At 62.1% G+C, this 26,325-nt stretch carries 17 protein-coding genes and 1 tRNA gene; 12 read left to right on the forward strand and 6 right to left on the reverse strand.

Going from position 1 to position 26,325, the window contains the following annotated elements; all coding sequences use genetic code 11:
- Positions 1–73 precede the first annotated feature (73 nt).
- Positions 74–754 carry a hypothetical protein gene (locus EK373_RS02355; protein WP_129641140.1) on the forward strand — a complete coding sequence of 227 codons (681 nt, stop codon included), beginning with the start codon at positions 74–76 and terminating at the stop codon, positions 752–754.
- Between the two features lie 6 nt (positions 755–760).
- On the opposite strand, the gene EK373_RS02360 is transcribed toward EK373_RS02355, so the two are convergent.
- Entirely contained in the window at positions 761–1,255 is a 495-nt protein-coding gene (locus EK373_RS02360) for an Lrp/AsnC ligand binding domain-containing protein (protein ID WP_198683020.1), read from the reverse strand.
- A gap of 113 nt (positions 1,256–1,368) precedes the next feature.
- Here EK373_RS02360 and putA point away from each other — a divergent pair, with 113 nt between their 5' ends.
- Positions 1,369–4,524, forward strand: coding sequence for a bifunctional proline dehydrogenase/L-glutamate gamma-semialdehyde dehydrogenase PutA (gene putA / locus EK373_RS02365; protein WP_129641141.1), 3,156 nt, complete (start codon positions 1,369–1,371; stop codon positions 4,522–4,524).
- A gap of 396 nt (positions 4,525–4,920) precedes the next feature.
- Here the strand turns inward: putA and EK373_RS02370 are convergent, their stop codons facing one another.
- A complete protein-coding gene (locus EK373_RS02370; protein WP_129641142.1) occupies positions 4,921–5,922 on the reverse strand; it encodes a helix-turn-helix transcriptional regulator in 1,002 nt (333 codons plus the stop codon).
- 16 nt (positions 5,923–5,938) lie between these two features.
- Positions 5,939–7,420, reverse strand: coding sequence for a DNA recombination protein RmuC (gene rmuC, locus EK373_RS02375; protein ID WP_129641143.1), 1,482 nt, complete (start codon positions 7,418–7,420; stop codon positions 5,939–5,941).
- 198 nt (positions 7,421–7,618) lie between these two features.
- Here rmuC and EK373_RS02380 point away from each other — a divergent pair, with 198 nt between their 5' ends.
- From EK373_RS02380 to EK373_RS02395, 4 genes are all read left to right on the forward strand, one after another.
- Complete coding sequence (locus tag EK373_RS02380) at positions 7,619–8,785, forward strand: M23 family metallopeptidase (protein WP_129641144.1); 1,167 nt, start codon at positions 7,619–7,621, stop codon at positions 8,783–8,785.
- An 87-nt stretch (positions 8,786–8,872) separates the two neighbouring features.
- Positions 8,873–9,478: a BON domain-containing protein gene (locus EK373_RS02385; protein WP_129641145.1), complete on the forward strand. Its 606-nt coding sequence runs from the start codon at positions 8,873–8,875 to the stop codon at positions 9,476–9,478.
- Positions 9,479–9,647: 169 nt separating this feature from the next.
- Positions 9,648–11,225, forward strand: a complete 1,578-nt coding sequence (locus tag EK373_RS02390) for an alkaline phosphatase D family protein (protein WP_129641146.1) — start codon at positions 9,648–9,650, stop codon at positions 11,223–11,225.
- A 157-nt stretch (positions 11,226–11,382) separates the two neighbouring features.
- The gene (locus tag EK373_RS02395) at positions 11,383–13,509 is read left to right on the forward strand and encodes a hypothetical protein (protein WP_129641147.1); all 2,127 of its coding nucleotides are present in this window, start codon (positions 11,383–11,385) and stop codon (positions 13,507–13,509) included.
- Between the two features lie 47 nt (positions 13,510–13,556).
- Here the strand turns inward: EK373_RS02395 and EK373_RS02400 are convergent, their stop codons facing one another.
- Positions 13,557–14,975 (reverse strand): glycoside hydrolase family 28 protein, encoded by a 1,419-nt coding sequence (locus tag EK373_RS02400; protein WP_198683021.1) that lies wholly within the window; start codon positions 14,973–14,975, stop codon positions 13,557–13,559.
- 119 nt (positions 14,976–15,094) lie between these two features.
- Here EK373_RS02400 and EK373_RS02405 point away from each other — a divergent pair, with 119 nt between their 5' ends.
- Complete coding sequence (locus EK373_RS02405; protein WP_198683022.1) at positions 15,095–17,050, forward strand: NPCBM/NEW2 domain-containing protein; 1,956 nt, start codon at positions 15,095–15,097, stop codon at positions 17,048–17,050.
- A complete protein-coding gene (locus tag EK373_RS02410) occupies positions 17,050–19,344 on the forward strand; it encodes a S9 family peptidase (RefSeq protein WP_129641150.1) in 2,295 nt (764 codons plus the stop codon). Before EK373_RS02405 ends, EK373_RS02410 begins: the two co-directional genes overlap by 1 nt.
- 1,136 nt (positions 19,345–20,480) lie before the next feature.
- On the opposite strand, the gene EK373_RS02415 is transcribed toward EK373_RS02410, so the two are convergent.
- Positions 20,481–20,556 (reverse strand) — tRNA-Phe (locus EK373_RS02415).
- Between the two features lie 370 nt (positions 20,557–20,926).
- On the opposite strand from EK373_RS02415, the gene egtB reads away from it, so the two are divergent.
- The 4 genes from egtB to EK373_RS02435 are packed head-to-tail and all read left to right on the forward strand — an operon-like array spanning position 20,927 to position 25,139.
- On the forward strand, positions 20,927–22,210 hold the full coding sequence (gene egtB / locus EK373_RS02420; protein WP_129641151.1) for an ergothioneine biosynthesis protein EgtB: 1,284 nt from the start codon (positions 20,927–20,929) through the stop codon (positions 22,208–22,210).
- A gap of 14 nt (positions 22,211–22,224) precedes the next feature.
- Positions 22,225–23,196, forward strand: a complete 972-nt coding sequence (gene egtD / locus EK373_RS02425; protein WP_129641152.1) for an L-histidine N(alpha)-methyltransferase — start codon at positions 22,225–22,227, stop codon at positions 23,194–23,196.
- 59 nt (positions 23,197–23,255) lie between these two features.
- Positions 23,256–24,011, forward strand: coding sequence for a trehalose-phosphatase (gene otsB / locus EK373_RS02430; protein ID WP_129641153.1), 756 nt, complete (start codon positions 23,256–23,258; stop codon positions 24,009–24,011).
- Between the two features lie 3 nt (positions 24,012–24,014).
- Positions 24,015–25,139, forward strand: a complete 1,125-nt coding sequence (locus EK373_RS02435; RefSeq protein ID WP_129641154.1) for a carboxylate-amine ligase — start codon at positions 24,015–24,017, stop codon at positions 25,137–25,139.
- Here the strand turns inward: EK373_RS02435 and EK373_RS02440 are convergent.
- Complete coding sequence (locus tag EK373_RS02440) at positions 25,133–26,260, reverse strand: acetate/propionate family kinase (RefSeq protein WP_129641155.1); 1,128 nt, start codon at positions 26,258–26,260, stop codon at positions 25,133–25,135. The genes EK373_RS02435 and EK373_RS02440 overlap by 7 nt on opposite strands.
- Positions 26,261–26,325 lie beyond the last annotated feature (65 nt).

Below are 26,325 nucleotides of genomic sequence, written 5' to 3' on the forward strand. Positions count from 1 at the left end.
AGCCAGGTGTCGATGACAGTTACATCATTAGATGACGTGGGTCCGAAGTCCATATTGCAGGGCGGATCGAGCAATGGACCGACAGTACATCGATGACCACCACATCGTTGCGAGATATCTCGCGGATCGGCTGTCTGATCCGGAGCGCGAGGCATTCGAGGCCTACTATCTCGAGCATCCCGAAATCCTGCGGGAAATCGAGGCCGCGGCGCGCTTCAAATCCGGCCTGGCGCAGTTACGAGACAGCGGCGAGCTCGAGGCTCTGCTGAAGCCCACGCCCTGGTATGCACGATGGCGCTATCTGGCCATCGCGGCCGCCGCGGTCTTCATCATCGGTGTGGCGTTTTACATTCGCACCCCGACACCGCCCTTGATGGCCGCGAACCTGGCAGCGCTCGGCGGGCCGTCGACCGTCGCCGGTTCTCACGCCGTACTACGCCGTCGCGGCAGCTCGTTCGACGCCGAGATCACCTTGCCAGAAACAGGTGAAGCCATCGAGTTGCGAGTCCTGCCGGAGTTCGTGGCGGAGACTTCGCGGTATCGGCTCTCGATAGCTCGGATCAACGCGGACGATAAAGGGAAACAGGTTGCGGAGATCGAGCATCTGTCGGCCGCCGACGATGGCATGGTGACGGTCTATCTCAATGCGACACGCCTCGCAGCCGGCGATTACGAAGTGACGATTGCGGACGATAACGATCGAACCAGCCGTTTCCTGATCCGTGTATGGCCTGGCCCCAGACGCCCTGGATGAATCGAGCTATCGGGCCTGCACTCGCACTTTGCTGGAGCTCTTGACCTCTTCCATCACAAAGTAGGTGTGCGTCTGCTGGACACCTTTGATGCACGCGATGTGAGCGCTCAGCACGCTGCGATATTCCTTCATGTCGCGCACGCGGATCTTCAATAGATAGTCGAAGCCGCCGGCCACCATGTGGGCCTCCTGCACGAACTCGAGCACCTCCACCGCGGTCCGGAAGCGATCGAACACTTCCGGCGTCGTCCGATCGAGCGCGACCTGCACGTACGCGAGTAGATTCTGGCCAAGGTGAGCAGGCGACAGATCGGCGCGGTAGCCGACGATGTAGCCGTACTTCTCCAACCGACGAACCCGTTCCACACACGGCGTAACGCTGATGTGCAGCTCCCGCGCGAGCTGCGCCATGGACACGCGCCCCTCCTCCTGCAGCCGGATCAGGATGCGCTGGTCGATCTTGTCCAGGACCATTCCCGCACTCGCGCCAGTTGATTTCACGGATTCACTCCCCTTTTTAGGTCGTTTCGACGGGCTCTGGCCCAATACGCTAGTGCTTTCGCCCCGGTTACTACAAGCCCCAATAACAGCCCAAGTTCACCGTTTCCGCCGTCATGGTCGCCCAATCCTCAGCCATCCCTACCGCCCCATCCCTCGAGCAGCTCCGCGAGCAGATCCGGAGCGCCACGCTCCAAGACGAGGCCACTTGCGTCAAAGCTCTGCTGAAAAGCTCGAGCCTGTCGCTCGATGCGCGCTCCCGGGCCAAGGCCCGCGCAGCCCAGCTGGTCAGCGGCGCCCGCGCCCGCTCGCGCGAACGGCCATTGCTCGACTCGTTCCTGCAGCAGTTCGCGCTGTCCAATGAGGAAGGCGTCGCGCTGATGTGCCTGGCCGAGGGTCTGCTCCGAATTCCCGATGACGAGACTGCCGACCGCCTGATCGCCGACAAGATCGCCTCGGGCAACTGGGCCGCTCATGCCGGCGCGTCGCATTCGACCTGGGTGAACGCCTCCACCTGGGGCTTGATGCTCACCGGCAAGCTGATCGAGCCGCCTAAGCAGGCCCGCGAGGAAACGAGTTCATGGGTGCAAGACCTGTCGCGTCGCATCAGCGCGCCGGTGCTGCGCTCCGCGTTCCGTCAGGCCATGCGGATCATCGGCGGCGAATTCGTCGTCGGCCGCACGATTCAAGAAGCGCTGGATCGGTCGGCCAAGAGTTCCGAACTGTCGCTGTGCTCGTTCGACATGTTGGGCGAGGGCGCACGTACTTGGGCCGATGCCGAGCGCTATCGCAAGTCCTATGAACAAGCGTTGGATGCCATCGGCGCGCAGCGCAAAGGCACGCCCATCGATGAGCGCTCCAACCTGTCGGTGAAGCTGTCAGCGCTCGAGCCCAAGTACGACCTGATGCACGAAGCTCTGGTCATGCAGCGCCTGACGCCGACAGTCAGGGATCTCGCCCGTCGCGCCGCGACGTTCGACATCGGTTTCACCATCGACGCCGAAGAAGCGGATCGGCTCGACTTGTCCTTGAACGTGTTCGAAGCACTGGCTCGCGATGAGCAGACACAGTCGTGGCAGGGTCTGGGCATCGTCATCCAGGCTTACGGCAAGCGCGCGCCGTATGTGATCGAGTGGGTCGCTTCGCTCGCGCGCGAGACCGGGCGTCGCATCTGCGTTCGCCTGGTGAAGGGCGCTTACTGGGACGCCGAGATCAAACGCGCTCAGGAGCGCGGCCTCTCGTCATTCCCAGTGTTCACGCGCAAGGCGTCGACCGACATTTCCTATCTCGCCAACGCCGAGCGCCTGTTCAAGCATCGCGATGTGATCTACCCGATGTTTGCAACTCACAACGCGCACACCATCGCCGCCGTGCTGGAACTGCGGCCCCCGGGAGCGAAGTTCGAGTTTCAGCGCCTGCACGGCATGGGAGCGCTGTTGCACGACGAAGCTCAGCGACAGATCGATGGCTTTCCGCGAGTTCGCGCCTATGCACCGGTCGGCCAGCACGAGGAGCTGTTGTCGTACCTCGTGCGCCGATTGCTGGAGAACGGCGCGAACAGCTCGTTCGTCAACCGATTCATGAATGAAAGCGTCCCCGTCGACACCGTAGTGGAGGATCCGATTGCAGCCTTGCAAGCGGCAGACAGCATGACCAACCCGCATATTCCCTTGCCGAACAACTTGTATGGTGCCTCCCGTGAAAATTCATCCGGAGTGGACTGGGGCAATCCGCAACAATTGGCCGAACAGATCGCCTCCTTGCAGAAATCCGGCGAGCTGCCGCATGCAGCGCCTTCAACATTGGCCGGCAAGATCGAGTCGACGCCGCACGAAGTGCGTAACCCGGCGAACCTCTCGGAGCTCATTGGTTATGTGAGCGTCGCGTCCAAGGAGGATATCGCGCTCGCCTTCGACAAAGCCGGCCAGGCGCGCAAAGCGTGGGATGACGCTGGCGCCAGCCATCGTGCTGCATGCCTGGTCAGCGCGGCGGACAAGCTGCGCACGCACCGGGCTGAACTGGTGAGACTGCTGGTCAAGGAAGCCGGCAAGACGCTGCCCGACGCGATCGCCGAAGTTCGCGAGGCAGAGGATTTCTGTCGTTACTACGCGGCGCAAGCTCGCGAGCACTTCGCCGAGCCGACCGTGCTGCCCGGCCCGACCGGTGAGGACAACAAGCTCAGCCTGCGCGGCCGTGGCGTGTTCGCTTGCATCAGCCCTTGGAATTTCCCGCTCGCCATCTTCTTGGGTCAGGTGACTGCCGCTCTGGTCGCTGGCAACAGCGTCGTTGCGAAACCTGCCGAGTCGACGCCGCTGATCGCGGCATTCGCCGTGCGGCTGCTGCACGAATCGGGTGTGCCGCATGACGTTCTGCATTTCGTTCCCGCGGCCGGCAAGGTGTTCGGCGAGGTTGCCCTGAAACATCCGGCACTCGGTGGCGTGTGCTTCACCGGCTCGACTTCGACGGCGCAGTTCATCAATCGTGCGCTCGCTGCTCGCGATGGAGCGATCGTGCCATTGATTGCCGAGACTGGCGGCATCAACGCGATGATCGTCGATTCCTCGGCGCTGCTCGAACAGGTGGCCGATGACGTGCTGACCTCGGCTTTCACTTCTGCGGGTCAGCGCTGCTCGGCGCTGCGCTTGTTGTTCGTGCAGGACGAGGTCGCCGATCGACTCATCGAGCTGATCGCAGGCGGTATGAATGAGCTGCACATCGGCGACCCGTCGCAGCCGTCCACCGATGTCGGCCCGGTCATCAACAAGAGCGCCGCGTCGAAGCTGGAGGACTACAGCAGGAAGGTGACGCAGAAGGGAGTGAAGGTGCTCAAGCAGTGCGACCTGAATCAGGTGCGCACCGAAGGCAGCTACTTCGCGCCACGCATGCTCGAGCTCAACAACGCGCGTGAGCTGACTAGCGAAGAGTTCGGCCCGATCCTGCACGTTGTTCGCTTCAAGCGCGAAAACCTGCAGAGCGACGTGCTCGCCGCGATTCGCGAAGCTGGCTACGGCCTGACGCTCGGAGTCCACACTCGCATCGAGAGCGTGTGGCAGGAAATCGTCGCCGAGGCTGCGGTTGGCAACGTATACATCAATCGCAACATGATCGGCGCGGTCGTTGGCGTGCAGCCGTTCGGCGGCGAAGGCTTGTCGGGGACCGGCCCGAAGGCCGGTGGCCCGCACTACCTGTTCCGCTTCGCGACCGAACGCACGCTCACCGTGAATACGGTTGCTACCGGCGGCAATGCTCGCTTGCTGTCACTGGGATCCTGAGCCGTAAGATCCATGGCGGCAGCTCACTCGAGCTGCCGCCGTCCCCACGTTTCCCAAATTTGTCGCTGCACTTGCTCGTGCGTCCGACACGCACAGCGTGCCGGGCTGGCGCCGACCGTCACGCACATGTGCACATCGCATGGCGCCGCCGGTCGCGCCCGCTGAATGAAATTCGCAGGCGTACAGCCGGCGAGGCCAACGCACAGAAGAATTGAAGTTGCGGAGAAGCGCTTCGTGAAGAACATGGGGCTCACCTCGTCGATCAGGTGAGTCCCGGATAGTGAGGCGCCGGCGCCGGGCCCAGCGGAATGTGATGGTGCGACGATCGGCGGGACGAGCGTCCGGCCGCGGTGATGAGTCAATTCGTCATTCGTCGCGCTGGCGTGTCGCTTCGTCTCAGTATTGGGCGCTTGCCTTGCGCAACTGGTCGCGAACCTCGGCTCGCAACTCGGCAGGCTCCTTCACCTCAACGTGCGCTCCATGCCGCATGATGTCCATGACGAGCTCGCGTGAATCGCGGTAGGGAATTCTCAGCTCGTAGCCGCCGTCGGGTTGCCATGCTCCGATCTGCTCCGGATGCCAATGCTCATCCGCCACCCAACGGGCGCGCTCGGCAGTGAAACGCAGGACGGCGACTTTGTCGGCCTTGCCGCCGAAGATGCCGTAGGCGGTTGCGAAGTGCGCGTCCAGTTCGGATTCGGAAACATCGAAGGCGACCTCCTCGAGCATGGACGCATGAGGAATCCGATCGATGGAGAAACTCCGCAGCGCATTGCGGCCTTCGTCCCACGCATCCAGATACCAGGTATCCCGGTAGTGCACGACGCGCTGTGGGGAGATCGTCCGGTCGGTCCGCCGGTCGTCGCTGCGTGCGTGATACTCGATCCACAGCTTCCGACGCTGCAACGTCGCCGCCGCCACGATCTTGAACGCATCGCCAGCCGGCCTGCCGCCGACACCCGGAAACCGCAGGCGACTCGCCGCTTCACCCAGATTCAATCGTTGATGGCGGGTCAGCTCATCGAGCCGCTGCGCGAGCGGGCCCAAATGTTCTTCGAGCAAGCCGCCGCCCGCGTCGCTGAGCAGCCGTCGAATCACTGCCAGCGCCTGCAACTCCTGCGGCGTGAACCACAGCCCGGGCAGCTCGTATGTATCGCTGTGCGCTTCTCTTGCGTATCGATATCCGCCCGCGTCCGTATCGAAGATCACCGGCGCGTGCAGATAGTCCTTGAGCGCGTTGATGGCTCGGTGCAATGTCGCCTTCGAGCACTCCAGCTTCGCCATCAGATCTTCGGGCGGAATGGCGGTCCGGCGCGACGCCAGGATGGCGTGCAGCTGAAAAATGCGATCGAACTTATCCACCGCGGCACGATACGGCGAACCGATCGTGCTCGGCAATCCTATCCGACGACGGCTAGTTGGTCGCCGCCAGCCGCTGCTCGATCAGCTCGGGAGCCTGCAGAACTCGAGGCAGCACCCCGATCGGCTCGATGGTTTCGATTTCCGCGGTGGCCACCTGCAGACCATTGAAGCGGCGCGCGGAGCTGAGCACTCGCGACTCCAGACTGACCACGGACTTGTTATAAGCATCGACAGCCTTGCCGAGCCGCTGGCCGACGTCGTTCCAATGACCTGCCAGCGTCGAGATACGCTCATAGATCTGCTTGCCCAGCGCCGCGATCTCTTGCGAGTTCACGGCCAGCGCCTCTTGCCTCCAGCCATAGGCGACTGCACGCAACAGCGAGATGAGTGTGGTCGGGGTGGCGGGCACGACCTTTTCGCTCACCCCGAACTCGATCAGCCCGGGATCGGCCTGCAACGCGGCGCTGAAGAACATTTCCCCCGGCAGGAACATGATCACCAGTTCGGGCGTGGGCGTGAAGGTTTCCCAATACGCCTTGCGCCCGAGCGCCGACATGTGCGTGCGAACCTGCTGAGCATGACGCGCCAGTTGCAGCTGACGCGTTTCGTCGTCGGTCGCTTCGGCGGCTTCGAGATAGGCGGACACGGGCGCCTTGGCGTCGATGATGATTTGTTTGCCGCCCGGCAGTTTTACGATCAGGTCCGGGCGCAACCGGCCGTCTTCGGTGCTCTCGCTCGGCTGTTCGACGAAGTCGCAATGGTCGAGCATGCCCGCCATTTCGACGACCCGTCGCAACTGCATCTCGCCCCAGCGTCCGCGCACCGTCGGCTGGCGCAGCGCCTTCACCAGATTGGAAGTCTCGCTGCGAAGCATGGGCAAGTGCGTCTCGACCAGGCCACGCAACTGCTCGTTCAAAGCCGAGTATGCGGACTCACGCGCCTTCTCCATTTCGCCGAGCTTGCCATCGACTTTCTGCAACGACTCGCGAATCGGCTGCACCAGCGCGTCGACCGCTTTCTGGCGCGCATCCAGCTCACCTTTGGCGCTTTCCTGGAAACGGCCGAGCGAGGCCGTCGCGAGCTGCAGGAAATTCTGGTTGTTGGTTTCAAGCGCCTTGGCGGAGAGCGCCTTGAACGCGTTCGACAGCGACGTCTCCGCATCGCTCAACAAGCGCAGCTTTTCTTCGGCCGCTTTTGCCTGCTCTTCGCCGCGCGCCTGCAGCTGTGTGATCTGGGCTTGGCGATCGGCTGCGATCTGCCGTGCCTGCTGCAACTCTTGCTCGAGCAGCGGCACTCGTGCAGCGGTCGCTTCGGCGCCGGCTCGGGCGGACGACGCCGCATGGAACGCGGCACTGACTTGTTCGAGGTCGGTTCGCGCCGCCGTCAAGAAGATCTGCGTTTCCTGCAGCCGCTGCTCCGCGGAGAGCAGGCGAACCTCGGCGCTCGCGAGCGCAATCCGTGTCGACCCGCTGCGATACCACGCCAATGCAAATCCCACCACCAGCGCACCCGCACCGATCAGCAACTCGATCATCCTACCCTCCACTCACCTGAAACCGGCCCCACCCGCGACGCGGGCGGGATTCCAGCACTCATCAGTCTCAAAACGTGATACCGCCGCTACCTTCAGCCCGGCGCACCGGCAGAACGCCTCGGCGATTCATCCGCAGATAGAGGGCCGTCGCGTCGATAATGGCCCTCGGCACCTCATCGCGGCACAAGGAGCGATTCCGTGAAAAGCAGTCCGCTGAAGGCAATGCTTCTACTCATCGCGATGCTGCCGGCGCCGCTCGCGATCGCCGACACCCCGCGACCCGCACTGGTTCAGTCGATCGACGTTCAGATTCCGCTCTCGCCCATGCCGGTGACCATCGCCGGCCAGCGCCATCTTGGCTACGAATTGCACGTCACGAATTTTCGCCCGTTCGACGTGGAATTGCTGCGCGTCGAGGCGATCGACGGCGGCAATGGCAAGCGCCTGGCGAGTTTCAGCGGCTCGCAACTCGCCGAACAACTGAGCCGGGTGGGCGCGCGGGCGGAAGGTGCAGAACGACAGCGAATTGTAGCCGGCGGCCGCACGATTCTGTATCTCTGGTTGCCGCTCGACTCTGGCGCCACGACGCCCACCAAGCTCGAGCACAGCATCGAGTTGGATCTGCTGCGACCGTCGGGTCGCGTGCGAGCTGGCGTCAATGTCAGTTGCATCGTGCGCACCGAACAGCCCGTTGTTCTGGGTATGCCGGTGCGCGGCGGACCTTGGGTCGCGCTGTACGATCCGACGATGCTAGGTGGACATCGCACGTCCATCTACACGCTCGATGGCCGTGCTCGCATTCCGGCACGGTTCGCCATCGATTGGGTCAAGCTGGCAGACGACGCAACACGCGCAGCCGGCGATCCCGCGATCGTGGCGAACTGGCACGGCTACGGATCGGAAGTACTGGCTGTCGCGGATGGCGCCATCGTCGATGCCGTCGACGACATGCAGGAGGGAGCAACCTTGTCCGAAGCCACTGGTCCGCTCGCGTTGGAGAATGCCAGCGGCAACTATGTGACATTGGATCTCGGGAACAATCGTTACGCGTTCTATGAACACCTCAAACATGGCAGCATCAAAGTGAAGCGCGGCGATCGCGTCCAACGAGGCGATGTCATTGCATCGTTAGGCAACTCCGGCAGCAGCTCATCAGGACCGCACCTCCACTTTCACGTCGCCAATGCAGCCTCGGAGCTGTCGGCCGAGGGCATTCCGTATGTCTTTCGTAACTTCGAAGTAAGGGGTGCTTACCAGAACATCGATGGATTCACGACTGGCGAGCGCTGGCAGCCGTTCCCCGCCGCGAGCGGCAAACGCACCCTGGAATTGCCCGCCCCCAATACCGTGATTGTTTTTCCATGACTACCGCTTGCGCGGCACGTATTCACCGCGCCCTCGAAACATCGCGGCGCCTGTCGCGTTCCAGGAGGAACGGCCAGGAGGATTTCCATGCGACGCAATGTTGTGTTCGACAAAGGACGCGGTTGGCGCGGCGACGATCGCCCGCCCGCCCGCATGCACATCCGCGAAGACCGCGGTGCTGACGTAGGTGAATACAGACATCAGGAGACGAGCGAGTTCAGCGACGCCTACTACGGGCCCGGCGACGATTATGCGCGACGGGATTTCGTGAGCGGCGGCTACAGTCGCGAGCAGCAACCCATCGCACGCAGCCAGCTGCAGCCCGGACCGCCTGTAGGTCGCTTTGCGCCACAGCGTCATCCGGACAACCGCATCTATGGCGAAGTACGCTCGTATGGCGAGTTGCATGCAGGAGAACGCAGCTGGGCCGATCTCAAATCGCATAGAGGCCGCGGCCCGAAGGGCTATGCCCGCAGCGACGAACGTTTGACCGAGTTGATATGTGAGCGATTGACCGATGACCCGCACATCGACGCCAGCGACATCGCCGTTGAGGTCAAACAGGGCAAAGTCACCTTGAGCGGCACGGTCCACGACAAGCTCACTCGATGGCGCGTCGAGGACGCGGTCGAAGCGATCGGCGTCGAGGAAGTCAGCAACCGGCTACGAGTCGCTGCGCCTGGCGAGCGATAGATAGTCGCCTGCCCGGCTGCCGAGAGTGGGGCACCGCTAGACCGCGCAGGATTTGCTCGGTCAGCCCGCCATTCGACGCAGGCCGCAACGAAACGTTCATCTCTTCGAAAGTTAGGGTTCATTCGTCGCTCACACACTGCAGTTTCGACTTCGACTCGGAGACTGCAGTATGGGAAACGATAGGACGCCTTATCTGTTCGGCCGCCGCGGCTTCTTGACCGGCATGGGCGCCGCGCTGTTGAGCACGGCAGTATCGGCACAAGCCTTCTCGCCCTTCGACTCGAAGGAACGTTTGGGCGGGTATCCGTTCACGATGGGCATCGCCTCGGGCGAACCCTGTTCCGATGGCTTCGTTCTGTGGACACGGCTGGCGCCGAAACCGTTCGAACCGGGTGGCGGCATGCCGGATCGACCAGTGCTGGTGCGTTGGCAGGTCGCGCTCGATGAAAGAATGCGCAAAGTCATTCGACGCGGCGCCGCGCTCGCACTTCCTCAGCTCGCACATTCAGTACACGTTGAACTGGAACATCTGCCACCGGGCCGCTGGTACTGGTATCAATTCGAAGTCGGTGGCGAGGTCAGCCCGGTCGGTCGGGTGCGCACCGCGCCGGTGCTCGGCCCGCCGCAGCGTGAGCTGACATTCGCTTTTGCCTCGTGCCAGAACTGGGTGAACGGTTTCTTCCCGGCATATCGGCGCATGGCCGAAGAAGACCTCGATTTCGTCGTGCACCTCGGCGACTACATTTATGAAGGCCCGGGCGGCGCAGGCGTACGCTCGCACTTGCCGGCAGCTGAGATCATGTCGATCGACGACTACCGCATCCGTCACGCGCTGTACAAGTCCGACTCCGCCTTGCAGTCGGTGCACGCGAAGTTCCCCTGGATCGTGACGTGGGACGACCACGAGCTCGAGAACAACTACGCCGGTTTCATTCCGCAAGACGAAGTCGACACGCCGATCTTTGCCGACCGACGCGCGCGCGCGTATCAGGCGTATTACGAGCACATGCCGTTGCGTCGCTTCTCGTTCCCGCGTGGACCGAATTTACAGCTCTATCGCCGCTTGAGCTTCGGCAGCCTGTTGCAGGTTCATGTGCTCGACACGCGGCAGTATCGCTCCGCCGGGGCGCCGGAAGGCTGCACGGTGGCCGAGCGGGTCGACGGCTATTGCCCGTCCGCGCTCGATGCTTCCCGCTCGATCACGGGCCAAAAGCAGCGCGACTGGCTCATCGACGGCCTCAACCGCTCACGAGCCCAATGGAATGTGCTCGCCAATCAAGTGCCATTCGCGCCGACCGATGGAAATGCGAATCCCGCGATCAAGTCGTACGGCGGCGAGAAGTGGGACGGCTATCCGTTCGACCGCGCAGCGATCCTGGACTTCATTGCTGCCCAAAAGCTGTACAACACCGTCGTGATCACGGGCGACGTGCACCAGAGCTACGTGCGCAACGTTCCGCCGGACTACATCAATCTCGATGCGGAGCCCGTGGCGACCGAGTTCGTCGGTACCTCCATCAGCAGCGGCGGCGATCGCGCATTGACGACGACCTATGGCGGCGACGTCAACAATCCGCATCAGCTGTTCCACAACAACAACCATGGCTATGTCCGCTGCGAAATTTCTCGCGAGCAGTGGAAGACGGATTTCCGCGTCGTTCCGAGCGTCGTCGTGGAAGATGCGCCGATCAGCACGCTCGCATCGTTCGTCGTCGAGCACGGCAAGGCCGGCGCGCAGAAGGTCTGACAGATGGTTGATGGGGCGGCGGCGCGCCGGACGCCGCCGCCCGGGTCGGCCTGAAGGGCAATTGACCGATCTCTCCAGGAAAACATGAGCCGAGCAGCGACCAGTTTGCGCATGACTGGTGACAGTTACGGTTCTTGGATAACGGAGAGGATTGATCGTGAACACCTTTCGCATTTCACGCGGACCTGCGCCCTTGGATCCGCGTGCGCCCCGGCGCCTGATCGCCATCGGCCTCATGAGCCTGACACTTGCCGCCTGTGGCGGTGACGGCTCGGGATCGAGTGCTGGCGCACCTTCGGGCACGACTCCCACGGGTGAAAGCCCGAGTGGTGGATCGAACACTGATTCGCCGAGCGAGGCGACGGCGCTCGAATGTGTCCGTGACAACTACCCCTGCAGCTTCAGCGAGGTCTCATTGCCAGTGATCGAACGCAGCCTGGCGTTGAGCGATGAGGTTGCCGAACAGCTGGAGAGCGGCGTGACCATCGAGCAAGCCGCCGCGTTCCTTTCGTCGCAGAGTGACATCGCGGACGTGACTGTCGACGGCCCGGTGCTTGGCTTCCGCCTCGCCGGTGGCCGGCCGATGATCGTGGATGTCTCGGGTGATCAGGACATGCTCGCTGGCGCAGCTCCGGCCAGTGCCGAGAGCCCGGCGCACAAAGTTGCAACCGCGCAGAAGCTCAGAACCGTTCGGACGGCCATGAGCTCGAAAATTACCGGAGACAACAAGGCGCAGCGGCGCGCGCTGGTGCTTTCGCCGTTCCGTTACGAAGAAAATTTCGGCAACGCCGGCGAGCTGATCGCTGGCGAGATCAACACCGTGCGCGGCTACGCAGGTAACGTGACTTACCTTGCCACGACCACCGAGTCCGCCCCGCAGGTGACGGTAGACACGCTGACTCAACTGGAAAACTACGACGTCATCCATATCGACACTCACGGCGGCACGTTGTGCAAGAAGAAGGACTCCGATGCGGTGAGTTCGGACAAGAAAAAGTGCGCGGACGGCATCACCGATTTCCTCGTGCAACGATTCCACGGCACCGCTCAGGATTTGCAGAGCGTTCAACATCCGGGCGTCATTCATTACCGCGGCCGATTGCACCAGTCGATTGCGGTCACGGCCGATTTCTTCCGTCACTACTACCCGCAAGGCCTGAGCGACAAGCTGTTCATCCTCGGCGCGTGCAACACGTTCCGCACGGACATGGCCGAAGCAATCGCCGGCAACAGCGGCGTATACGTGAGCTGGGACGGTTATACCGATGAGACTCTGGTCAGGAACACCGGCATTTCCCTGGTGGACTCGCTTCGCCTGGGTCTGACGGTCGGCGAGGCGTTCGCGCGTATGCCGAAGTTCAGCTCGGATAGTCCCGAGGCCACGGGTGTCCTGCATCGTACGCCGCGCCAGGCAGGCGGCGATCTGCGCATTCGCGACTTGATCAGCGTACGAGACAACATCACCGGCGAACCGGTGAGCGATGCCAGCGGCATCGAAGTCATGGAGACTCCGGAAGACGGCAACAATGACAACCTGAATCTGGAGTTCACCGTCGACGGCATCACGCCGGAGCAACTCGACAACTTCTATCTCAATCTGAAGATCGAAGACCAGGTCATCGGCCACATCAATCTGGGCGAACAGGGCGTGCCGTCTGGAGATTTCAGCTATCGGGTTTCGGCGGCCATTCCGCTGGGATTCGATGCTCAGGAACTGCAAGCGCTCGAGATGGACTTCTGGATTCCGCTGCCCGATCAGGGCGAGGATCATTTCACCGCGGCGCCGCGCGTGAACGATCGCGAAGATTCGCAAGTGGGCAGAGAGTGGGTACTGGGCAGCCGACTGACCGAATCCCACCACGACAGCTCAACGACGATCACCGCGGACGTCGAATTCGCGATCGATCCGGAGGATGATCCTGCGAGCAACTATCACTATTTCTACGTCAAGAGCGGTCGGGTTCGCGTCCAGCGCGACTATGAGGATGCATACAACTGTGCCTTCCACATCGATCACACCATCGATCTGGCGGCGAACGCGTCGAACAACTATCTGGTGTTCGACACGAGCGGCAGTTCGATAGTGGTCAGCGGCTTCGGCACCGCTCCGACTGAGTACCTCGAGGTGACTAGCAGCTGCGGCACCACTGCGACCGTGAACGTCGACTACGTTTATTTCCTGGCGGAAGACACGATCGTCTCCGGCAACTCGGCGCAGGGCGTGTACAACGACGGCGCAGTTCACCCGACCGTTGTTGAATGGACGCTAGATAGGACTTTGTGAGTAGAACGCAGAGTCCCCGCGTTGTGCGGGGACTCTCTTGCACTCGATCAGGCGAGCGACTTGACCAACTCGCCATTCACACGCACGCCTTCGAGACGCACGCTACGGGTGTACTTCACGATGCTGGACTGCGTGACCTCGTTGAACTCGCAATCTTTCAGAGTAATGTCGTCCACCGGAGCCTTGGGCAATCCCTGGGAATCCAGCACTCGCCCGGCTTTCGCGACGCGCATCCGTTCCACCACGACATTGCGCAGCCGGGGAGTGAATGCACCGTTCGCGCCCTCTTCATAGTTGAAGTCGCAAGTGATCGCTGCGCGTCCGACTTGACCCACTTCAATGTCGCGATAGTAGAAGTTCTCCAGCAGCCCGCCGCGGAGTGCGTTGTTCTTGAACCGGATCGCATACCAAAGATCCGGACTGTCCATGTGACACTGCTCGGCAAACACCCAGCGCGCGCCGCCCGAGATCTGGCTGCCGACGACCACGCCGCCGTGCCCTGCCTTCATCCGGCAATTGCGAATCAGGATGTTCTGCGACGGCACGTTGAGACGCCGCCCGTCCGCATTGCGTCCCGAGTTCACAGCGATGCAGTCATCGCCGGTATCGAACGTACAGTCCTCGACGAGCATGTGATCGACCGATTCGGGGTCCATGCCGTCGTTGTTCGGCCCGTGCCCGAACACATCCACACCTCGCACGGTCACATTCCGGCACAGCACGGGATGAATGTTCCAGAACGGCGAGTTGCGTAACCGGACGCCTTCGATCAGCACATTCTCGCAACGATACGGTTGGATGAACGGCGGACGCAGATAGCCGCCGTCGCCGAAAACGCGTTTCTCCGGCGGCACCCCGGCCTCGGCCATATGGAAGAGCTCGGTGCGCGCCTTGAGCTGCGTCGGCAGGCCTTTGCCTTCGACCCAGCCATGATCCACGGTGCCACCCCATCGGCCTTTCCACGGCCACCAGTTCTTGGCACTGCCTTGTCCGTCAAGCACGCCCTTGCCGGTGATGGCGATATTTTTCTGCTCGAAGGCGTAAATGAGCGGCGAATAGTTCATCAGCTCCATGCCTTCCCAGCGCGTGAACACCAGCGGATAGCTCGCGGGGTTCGTGTCGAAGCGCAGCGTCGCGCCGTCGACGACGTGCAACTCGACGTTGCTCTTGAGATGGATCGCACCGGTGAAGAAATCGCCGGCCGGCACCAGCACCCGTCCGCCGCCGGCCGCAGCGCAGGCTGCTATCGCCTTCGCAATCGCGGCTGTGTTCAGGGTCGTGCCATCGGCCACTGCGCCGAACCTGGTGATATCGAAGATGCGATCGGGAAAGGTCGGCGGCCGGATGTTTCGAGCAATGTCGGCCGCTCGTTCCCAGGCTTCTTCTGAGCGCGTCGCCGCCGGCACTTTGCCCGAGGCCACCAGGGCCGCGGCGCCCGTTCCCGCGACGAAGCTCCGTCTATTCATCGATGTGCGCATTCGTACCTTTCCGAGATGAATGTCGGGCTATCTTCACACACTGCGCGGCTGCCCGGCGCATGTCCTGTGACTTGCGGGCGCGGCCTGATGGTATACGATATACCGCCATGAAAGTCATCGCCATCGCCTCGCTCGCCGCCCTGCTCTTATCTTCTGACTTGCTCGCGGCGGACGTCGCCGGCGACAGCAGCACTTTCTGGCTCGACCAGGTTGATCTCAAAGCCCTGAAACAGCGCCGCGGCGTACCGCTCGCGAACCTTGCGGTCGGCGGCGGCAAGCTGATCATGGACGGCAAGAATTACGAACGGGGCATCGGCACCCGCTCGATCAGCGAGCTGGTGCTCGATCTGCACGGCGAAGCCAAACGATTCAGCGCAGTGGTCGGCCTCGATGACAGCGCCAACGATCGCAAACGCGAAGGCACGGTCCGCTTCGAAGTCTGGGTGGATGACAAACAGGCCGCGGACACCGGCATTCTCAAAGTCGGCGATGCGCCCAAAACATTCGATGTGAATCTCACCGGCGCGCGCACCATTACGCTGCTATTGGACGACGGCGGTGACACGAGCAATGGCGATCTCGCGAACTGGGCGAACGCACGAATCGATCTGCTATCGAGCACCTCACGCCGGCCGACTCCCTATGTCGCTCCGGCCGCGCCAATGCCGAAGATTGCTTCGACGACATCATCGAAACCTGCGATTCATGGCCCGCTCGTTTATGGCGCGACACCGGGCCGTCCGTTCCTGTACCGGATTCCCGCAACGGGTGCTGGCACGCTGCGCTTCGATGCTGAGAACTTGCCGGCTGGCCTGCTGCTCGATCCCGCGACGGGCATCATCACGGGACAACTCGCGAAGGAAGGCACGACCGACCTGCAGCTGAAAGTGACGACCGCCGAGGGCAACGCTACTCGCCGCTTCCGCATCGTCGCAGGCAACAACAAACTCGCGCTCACGCCGCCGATGGGCTGGAATTCTTGGAATGTGTGGGGCACCGCTGTCGATGACGCGAAGGTTCGCGCCGCAGCCGATTGGCTCGTGCGCTCGGGACTGGCTTCGTATGGCTACAACCACATCGTGATCGACGATGCGTGGACCAGCGGTCGCAATGAAAAGGGCGAGCTGAAGCCGAACGAGAAATTTCCGGACATGAAAGCGCTCGCCGATTACATCCATTCGAAAGGACTCAAGTTCGGCATCTATTCTTCGCCCGGCCCGAAAACCTGCGGCGACTTCCAGGGCAGTTATCAGCACGAAGCGCAGGACGCCGCGACCTTCGCCCGCTGGGGCGTCGACTTCCTCAAATATGACTGGTGCTCATACGACGACGTGGCGAAGGATCGCTCGCTCGCCGAACTGAAGAAGCCCTATCAAATCATGGGCGATGCGCTCGCCGCACAGAATCGCGACATCGTCTTCAACCTGTGCCAGTACGGCTATGGCGATGTTTGGAAATGGGGCGGAGAAGTCGGCGGGCACATGTGGCGTACGACTGGCGACCTGCTCGACATGTGGGCCAATCTGGACAGCGTCGGCTTTCGTCAGGCCGGGCGGGAAAAATATGTAAGCCCCGGCCGTTGGAACGACACCGACATGCTGGTGGTCGGGCCCGTCGGTTGGGGCCCGGATCTGCATCCGACCCGCTTAACGCCCGACGAGCAGGTGTTGCACATCACGCTGTGGGCGATGCAAGCCGCGCCCTTGTTCATCGGCGCCGATCTGTCGAAGCTCGATCCGTTCACGATCGCGCTACTGACCAATGACGAGGTTCTGGACGTCAATCTGGACGTGCTGGCGAAAGCTGGCGGTCGAACGTGGGCGAAGGACCGCACGGAGATTTGGTCGCGACCGCTGGCCGACGGCACTGTCGCGGTGGCGCTGTTCAATCGCGGGCTCGAAACTCACCGCATCGAAGCCCGCTGGTCCGATCTCGGACTCGAGGGCTCGCAACCGGTTCGCAATCTCTGGGAACGACGCGATCTCGGTAATTTCGACGGCAGCTATGCGGTCGAAGTACCGAGTCATGGAGCAGTCATGCTGAAGATCGGGCGGGCGAAGTAATGCGCAGCTCACGAATGTTCGTGTCGGTGGTGTTGGCCTCGACGCTGGCGGCGCCCGTCATCGCCGCACCAGATGCGGCAGCCATTCGCCGCTCCGTTACGCTCCGCGACGATTGGATGTATCTCACTCGTGATGTTGCCGAGCCCGCCCAATGGAGCCATGAAGGCAAGCGGCTGCACTATCGCAAAACCGTCGAGGGCGGCTTCGCCTTTGTTGAAATCGATGCACGCACGCTGAAGCGGCGCGCGCCGTTCGACGCGGGAAAGCTGGCTGTCGCACTGGGCGACGCAACCAAGCAGAGCTATCAACCGCTGCGCCTGCCATTCGAGACATTCGAATATGCCGATGAGAACCGCGCGATCACTGTGACGCTGGGAGAGGAACGTTGGACGTGTCGCATCGTGAACTACGCGTGCCACAAAGCCGAACCTACAGATACGAACCGCCCACGCGCTTTCGGCGTGGTCCGCGATCTGGAAGTACCGGCAGACAATCAGCCACGCAAGTCGCCGGACGAAAAGTGGGAGGCGTTCGTCGAAGATGACAACGTCGTCGTCCGCGCCGTTGGATCGAAGGATGTGATCGCGCTCAGCACCGATGGAACACCTGGCAACTTCTACGACCCCGAGACGCTGGCCTGGTCGCCCGACTCGACTCGGCTCGTGGCCTATCGTGTGCGGCCGGGCTTTCGGCGGATCGTTACTCGGGTCGAAGCAGCTCCTTCGAATCAGCTCCAGCCCGCACTACGCGAGCAGCTCTATCCCAAGCCCGGCGATGCGGTCGATATCGAGCAGCCCGTTTTGTTTCATGTTGCCGAACGTCGCAGGGCCGACATCGACAACGCGCTCTTTCCGAATCCTTATGAGATGTCGCAGCCCGAGTGGCGCAAGGATGGCCGCACGTTTGTCTTCGACTATGAGCGCCGGGGGCATGGTCAGGCGCGAGTGATCGAGGTCGATGGTCAAACGGGCACACCGAAGGCCGTAATCACCGAAGATGCCAAGACCTTTGTGTACGCCGATCGTCGCTATCGACACGATGTCGGCGACGACGCGCGAGAGATCGTTTGGATCTCCGAGCGCGATGGCTGGCGGCACTTATATCTCTCGGACGCTGCCACAGGTGCGCTGAAGCAGATCACCCGTGGCCCTTGGGTTGTGCGCGACGTGCTCAAAGTGGATGACGCGCAGCGACGCATCTGGTTCTCGGCGAGCGGCATGGATGCCGGCAAGGATCCGTACTTCAAACATGTGTTTCGGGTCGACTTCGATGGCGCGAATCTCACCCGACTGACGACCGCCGACGCCACACACGAAGTTCGGTTTGCACCCGACATGTCCGCCTATGTCGATACCTATTCGCGCGTGGATCTGCCCACCGTGTCTGAGCTTCACCGGGCAGACGGCACGCTGATCGCGACACTCGAACGCGGCGATATCTCGCGCTTGACTGCGGCTGGCTGGACACCGCCCGAGCCCTTCGTGGCCAAGGGACGCGATGGAGCGACTGATATTTGGGGCCTGATCGTACGTCCACGCGACTACGATCCTTCAAAGAAGTATCCGGTGCTCGAAAACATCTACGCCGGCCCACACGACAGCTTCGTGCCGAAGACCTTCTGGCCGTTCGGTTTCCATTCCGGCGGCGACAAAGCGATCGGCATGCAGGCACAGGCCGATCTCGGCTTCATCGTCGTGCAAATCGACGGCATGGGCACCGCGAACCGCTCCAAAGCCTTTCACGACGTCGCATGGAAGAACCTCGCGGACTCCGGATTCCCCGACCGCATTCTCTGGCACAAGGCCCTCGCCGCTCGCGATCCTTCCTATGACATCAGCCGCGTCGGCATCTACGGCGCCTCCGCGGGCGGCCAGAGCGCACTCAATGCGCTGCTGTTTCATCCTGAGTTCTACAAGGCCGCAGTGGCGTACGCAGGCTGCTACGACAACCGCATGGACAAGATCAGCTGGAATGAGCAATGGCTCGGCTGGCCCGTCGACGCAAGCTACGCCGCCGCCTCCGGCGTCGACCACGCCGCGAAGCTGCAAGGTCAGCTCTTGCTGATCGTCGGCGAGCAGGACTCAAACGTGGATCCCGCTTCGACGATGCAGGTGGTCGATGCGTTGATCAAGGCGGACAAGGATTTCGAGCTGTTGGTGGTGCCTGGTGGCGAGCACAGTGTCGGACGGTCGACGGGACCGATTCCGTATGTGCAGCGGCGGCAGTTTGAGTTTTTTGTGCGGGCGTTGCAGGACGTTCGTGAGCTCGAAGTAGTCAGTGAGCTGAGCCCTTAGGTTGAACGGTGATCGAGGTTGGGAACCGACGACGCACGGAGCTGCGTCGTACGCGACAGAAACCCTCTCACTTGATTTCCACCCGCGGACACGTACCACCCCGCATACTGCGCGGCGGTTGGGCATGAGTGCACGCCCCCTCCGCGATCTCGATGCCGCAGGTGGTCTCAGGCATTGCACCGTCACATTGGACGTTCAGCGTCCACTGCCCCTCAGGCGTGGCGCCCGGGCGCCACTTCGCACATTGTTCCGTGCGAAAGTCCCGCTGCCGCACGAGATCGTCCGCGGACTCGCTCAGAATCCCGAATAGGCTTTGGCATTCCGCAGTGCTCGAACACTTGCGTTCTTCGACGAGCTGACCAACCAAGCTCTCACGATCGTACTTGCGCTGCGCACAGAGCTCGACCGCGCATTCGAGCGCTCGCTCGCCCTCGAACGTCATGTCCCGCTCGATGCGCTCGAACTGGGCTCCGGACGCAGTCAGTCGATACGTTCCTGGTGGCACCTCAACGGTGTCTCCGGCGTTGCTCGTCGAGAAGGGCGCTTGATCAGACGCCCGACGCAGCTCGAATCTCACTTGCGGGTCCGGACTCGTGAAGCGGACGGATACCGGTGTCGGCTGCGCTGGCGGTACGGCATCACTCTCGGGCACAACTTCGGAAGCGCTCTGCGCTGTCGCTTCCGGCGTCGCGGCATCCTCCGGTTCCGCTGGAAATTCCGGCGCGGGAACAGGCACCGCTCGCGCCGGCTGCTCAATAGGCGTTCCGGGATCGCGTGCCGGAGGTACGACTGGCGCTGCGGGCTCCTGTTGTACGCTCGTCTCTCTTTCGTCACTCGAGGGTCGATCCGTCCACCACCAGGCAAGCAGAGCGACCAAGGCGCACACTGCGACGATCGTGAGCGCCGTACGCCAAAGCGGTGACACTTCCTCATACCGTGGATCGCGAGGTCGCCGCCGGGGTGCAACTATTGGTTCGTAGTCGTCGTCATGCCTGTCGTGCATGGCTAATCTTCCCTCATCCGCACCTGACGAGCTTGATGTTACGAAGTCGGACCAATGCGAACAGAAGACCCGCGAAACCCGCTGGGAGACGGATCGCCAACACTCCGTATCGTCGCAAGTGATTGAACAGGAATGGTGGCCGGGGTCGGAATCGAACCAACGACACGCGGATTTTCAGTCCGCTGCTCTACCAACTGAGCTACCCGGCCATGCTGGGGCGGCCCGGACCGAGGGTCGGGGCCTGGAGGTGGCTTCGGCGGCATGCGCCGGAGCGGGCGCGTATTAGAGCGGGGGTCTGGCGGGGCGTCAAGAAAAACGAGTGGCCGAGAGGCAAATCGGCCCCCACCCGACACCCGGATGGCGACCGCACCTGCTCCCGGGCCACAAATGCGCACGGAAATGCCGGCGCAGGCTGTCAGGTTTGAGGTTCTATACTCTCCGGCTCGCGCATCGCGGCTAACCCCGCGGTTTACTTGGGTTTGCAACTTTTCGGTGCGATCGGGCGTTGTTGAGGGCGACTCCTTGGACGAGGATGCGCACCCGGCAGACCTCCAGGTCCCATATATAAGGAGTCCCTTCATGGCAGCGGTCTATCCGGCAGCCACTCCCGTCATCGATCGCTCCCACGAACCCCTGGCCTGCCGCTATTCCCGCATCCGCGAGGAATCAGTGGGCATTTGCAGCCCGCTGGAGATCGAGGATTACGTGGTGCAGAGCATGCCGGACGCGAGCCCGGCGAAGTGGCACCTGGCGCACACCAGCTGGTTCTTCGAGCAGTTCCTGTTACGCCCGCTGTTGTCCGGCTATCAGCCCTTTCAAGCCGGGTTCGAAGTCCTGTTCAACTCGTACTACCAGACCGTCGGCCCTATGCACCTGCGACCGGAGCGCGGGTTGCTCACTCGGCCCACCGTCAAAGAAGTGCTCGCGTACCGCCAGCATGTCGACGAGCACATGCTGAAGCTGCTCGACTCTCGCAGTGACGATGATGACCAGTTCGAGCCGCTGGTGACCCTGGGCATGAACCACGAGCAGCAGCACCAGGAGTTGATGTTCACGGACATCAAGCACCTGTTGTCGAAGAACCCGATGCTGCCCGCTTACACGCGTAAGCCACAACCGGCGACCGAGGTGCGCTCAGCCCAGCCGCTGCAGTTCCTGACGTTCGAAGGCGGCATTCGAGAGATCGGTGCGACCGGCAAGCACTTTTGTTTCGACAACGAGACCCCACGTCACCGAACTCTGGTGGAGCCGTACGCGCTCGGCGATCGTCTGGTGACCAATGGCGAGTACCTGGAATTCATTCGCGATGGTGGCTATCGACGCGCTGAGTTCTGGTTGTCTGACGGCTGGGGTACGGTGAATCAGGAAAGCTGGACGCGTCCGTTCTACTGGACGCCGTCGCTCGACGCGGAATTCACATTGCGAGGCTTGCAGCCGTTGGACACGCACGCGCCAGTGTGCCACTTGAGCTACTACGAAGCCGACGCGTTCGCTCGCTGGGCGAATGCGCGTCTGCCGACTGAAGCCGAGTGGGAGCTTGCCGCCGAATCGTTGCCGGTCCGTGGAAACTTATTGAAGAGCGACATGCTCAAACCGCTGCCTGCCGGAGATCAGGCCGGGCTGAAACAAATGTTTGGCGATGTGTGGGAGTGGACCGCGTCCCCTTATGTCGCGTATCCCGGCTATCGGGCCGTGAAGGGCGCGCTCGGCGAGTACAACGGCAAGTTCATGTGCAGTCAGCTCGTTCTGCGCGGCGGCTCGTGTGTGACACCGGCCGATCACGTGCGCGCGACGTATCGAAATTTCTTTTATCCCCAGGCTCGTTGGCAGTTCATGGGCGTACGCCTGGCGCGCGACCTGTAATCGAAGGAAGAACAATGGCAAAGCATCCGAGCACCGTTCCGGCCAAATCCACTCAGGACGCACTGACCAACGACGTACTGGACGGTCTGAAAAAAGAGCCGAAGGAGCTGTCGCCCGTCTGGTTCTACGACGAGCTGGGCTCGTTCCTGTTCGACAACATCTGCGAGCTGCCCGAGTACTACATCACTCGCACCGAGCTGCAGATCATGCACGGCCATGCGGCCGAGATGGCGCAGCACATCGGCCCGGATGCGGCATTGATCGAGTTTGGCAGCGGCACCAGTTTGAAAACGCGTTTGCTGCTGGATCGGCTGGAGCAGCCGCTGGCCTATGTGCCGGTCGATATTTCACGCGAACATTTGTTCCAGGCCGCCGGCGCACTCGCGAAGGATTATCCGCATCTGCACATCGTGCCGGTCTGCGCCGATTTCACGCAGAACTTCGAGCTGCCGCAGTTCGTCCGCAGTGCGCAGCGTCGCATCGTTTATTTCCCTGGCTCGACGCTGGGGAATTTCGATCGTCCACAGGCGCGCGAATTGCTCGCTCGCATGCGAGACCTGGTTGGTAAGAATGGCGCGGTCCTGATCGGCATCGATCTGCGCAAGGACCCTCGCATTCTCGAGCGGGCCTATGACGACGCGGCCGGCGTCACCGCGGAGTTCAACATCAATGCTCTGCGTCATGTGAATCGCGAGCTCGGTGCGGACTTCGATCTCGACGCCTTCGATCATCTCGCCGTGTGGGTGGAGAACGAGAGCCGCATCGAGATGCACCTGGTCAGCAAGAAGGATCAGACCGTGCACCTCGGTGGCGAAAAAGTGCGCATCGGTCGCGGCGAGCATCTGCGCACTGAGTATTGCCACAAATACACGCTCGACTCCTTCAGCGAGCTGGCCGCGACCGCCGGTCTGGCAGTCAAGCGCGTGTGGATGGATTCCAACAAGCTGTTCAGCGTGCAGTTGCTGGAGCCGGCACGCCTGCAATAGAACCGCCGACCGACCTGCGGAGTTGAGCCGGAAGGTAAACCCACGTATGGTCCACGGCCATGTCGGAATCCGCTCCTAATACGCAGGGGTGGGCGCTGTTTCTCGATGTCGATGGCACGCTGCTCGAGCTCGCCGAGACACCGCAGGGAGTGCACGTGCCCACCAACCTCAAACATTTGCTCGAAGATGTCCGCTGGCGTCTCGATGGGGCGCTGGCGCTGGTCAGCGGCCGCAGCCTCGCGAATCTCGATGGCCTGTTCTCGCCGCTGAAGTTCATCGCCTCAGGCGTGCACGGCTGCGAGCGACGCACCGCCGATGGGCATGTGTTGCGTCCGGAAGTGGACGCAGCGACGATCGCACGCGTGCGCGGCCAGCTCGCTGAATTCGTGCGAAGCCACGAAGGGCTGCTCCTGGAAGACAAACACTACGCCGTCGCCGTGCATTTCCGCCGTGCGCCTGAAATGCAGGACGAGGTCTATCGCATCATGAACGAGGTCCTGGTACACCTCGGCCCGACGTTCGCGTTGCAAGCGGGCAAGAGCGTGCTGGAGTTGCGGCCCGGCGCGTGGACCAAGGGGAGTTCGATCAGTTCTTTCATGCAGGAAGCGCCGTTCGCCGGGCGCATCCCCGTGTTCATCGGCGACGACGTCACTGACGAAGATGCGTTCGAAGTCGTGAACGAGATGAAAGGTGTATCGATTCGTGTCGGCCAGGCAGCTGCGACTCGCGCGAATCATCGGTTGGGCAGCGTTAGTGAAGTGTTGCGTTGGTTGCAAACGGTTCCACCGGTCGTTCCCCCTCACTCAGCTCAGTAGCCCATGGCCTTCGACTTCTCATTCGGCATCGAGGAAGAGTTCTTCCTCGTCGATGCTCAGACGGGATTGCTGGGCACGCCGTCACTCGATCAGTTGATGAGTGACGCCCAGGCGCGGCTTGGCGATATCGTCACCTCAGAGTTGTTGCAGTCACAGATCGAGATTGCGTCGCCCATCCTGCGCAGTCACGCGGAGGCGAGCGACGTGATGTCGCGCACTCGGCGCGTGTTGAGCGAGGTCGTGGCCGAGCATGCGCTGACTGTTGTCGCGGCGAGCACGTATCCGCTCGGGGTCTGGCACGAGCAGCTCGTTACCGAGAAGCGGCGCTACGACAAATTGATTGCCGACTTCCGCATCGTCAGTCAACGCAATCTGGTTTGCGGTCTGCACATTCACGTGGCCATTCCCGAGACTGTCGACCGCGTCGACGTGATGAATCGGGCGATGCACTGGTTGCCGGTATTTCTGGCGCTGAGCACGTCGTCGCCGTTCTGGAATCACCGGGTTACAGGCTTGCTGAGTTACAGGCAGGCGCTGTACGACGAGTGGCCACGCAGTGGCATCCCGGATTTCTTCCGAGATGAGGCCGACTATCAGGCATTCACGGATCGCCTGCAGGCGGCGGGGGCGATTAGCGACTCGACGCAGCTGTGGTGGGCGATTCGGCCGGCGAACAAGTATCCGACACTGGAGATGCGCATCTCGGATATGTGTACGCGGCTGGAGGATGCGTTGGCGATTGCAGCGTTATATCGCGCTCTGGTTGCAACGCTGGTCGCTAATCCGGAGATGGGAAAGGTGCGCAGCACACACACCCGCCGGCTCATTGATGAGAATCGCTGGCGAGCCAAGCGGGATGGCGTCAAGGCAGAGTTCATCTTCGAGACCTCGAACGAAGTCGTGCCGGTGGCGCAGGTCACGAGCGATTTGATTGCCGCGTGCGGCGAACAGATCGATCGGCTCGATTGTGCGGAGGCGCTGAAGCCGATTGAACGCATTCTCAGCGAAGGAACCAGCGCGCACCAGCAGCTGAAGATTTATAACGACAGTCGTGCCGCAGGGGATGAGAGTTTGGATGCGCTGATGAAAGTCATCGAGTGGCTCAAGGCCACGACTCTGGCCTACTGACCCAGCGCGGCGGCGGTGGCGCGAGCCATGGAGAGCTCTTCGTCGGCGCGGACGGCGAGCAGCTGCACTCTCGAACCCTTGACGTTGAAGCTGGCGATCGGCTCTGCGCCCGTGAGTTTCAAAGCGTCATTGCTCCACACATCGAGCACGGCGCCCATGAATTCCAACCGCTCAGTGCAGCGACGCCGAATCAGAGCATTGTGCTCTCCGACGCCGGCCGTGAACGCGATGGCATCCGCTCCACCCATCCCTGCCGCATACGCGCCGATGTACTTCCGAATTCGGTGCACGTACATCGCGATAGCGAGCACACAATCCGTGTCGCCCGCGTTCGCGCGGCGCTCGATCTCTCGCATGTCGTTCGTCCCGGCGAGCCCTTTCAAGCCGGAACGTTTGTTGAGCAAATCATCGAGCTGATCCGCGTCGAGATGACCTTCACGGCGCAGTTGTAACAGCACACCCGGATCGACATCGCCTGCCCTGGTTCCCATGACCAATCCTTCGAGCGGCGTCATGCCCATGCTCGTGTCGACACTGCGTCCGCCTTCGATGGCCGTCACGCTCGCGCCGTTGCCCAGGTGGCACGAAATGATTCGCAGCTCTTTCACATCAGTCTGCAGATAAGCGGCGACGCTGTGAGCCACGTGCTCGTGATTGATCCCATGAAAGCCGAAACGGCGAATGCCGAATCGCTGCCGGACATCGAGCGGCAGGGCGTACTCGCGGGCATGATCAGGCAGCGTCGAGTGAAACGCCGTATCGAACACAGCGAAGTGAGGAACGCCCGGCAACGCAGCCATGACGCGACGAATGGCCGCGAGCGCCGGTGGGTTGTGCAATGGCGCGAGGTGATTCAGCTGCTCGATCTCGCCGAGCACGGCATCGTCCAAGCGCGTTGGATCGCGAAACTTCTCGCCGCCGTGAACCACACGGTGCACGACCGCCTCCGGCGACATGGACGCATTGAGCCCCCGATACCGCGCCAGCAATTCATCGACTGCGGCCGATACATCCGAGCCGACGTTCTCGCTGTGGATTTCTTGCAGGCGCCGATCGTGCGCCGTATCGATCAGGGCGCTTTTGACCGAAGAGCTGCCGCAATTCAGAGCAAGGATGCGCATGACGGAAAAATACCACCCCCCAGGCCGGGCTTGTACACTGCCCTTGAAGATCAACGGAGACCCGC

It is taken from the genome of Peristeroidobacter agariperforans (assembly GCF_004138335.1).
GTDB classification, from domain to species: Bacteria; Pseudomonadota; Gammaproteobacteria; order Steroidobacterales; family Steroidobacteraceae; genus Steroidobacter; species Steroidobacter agariperforans.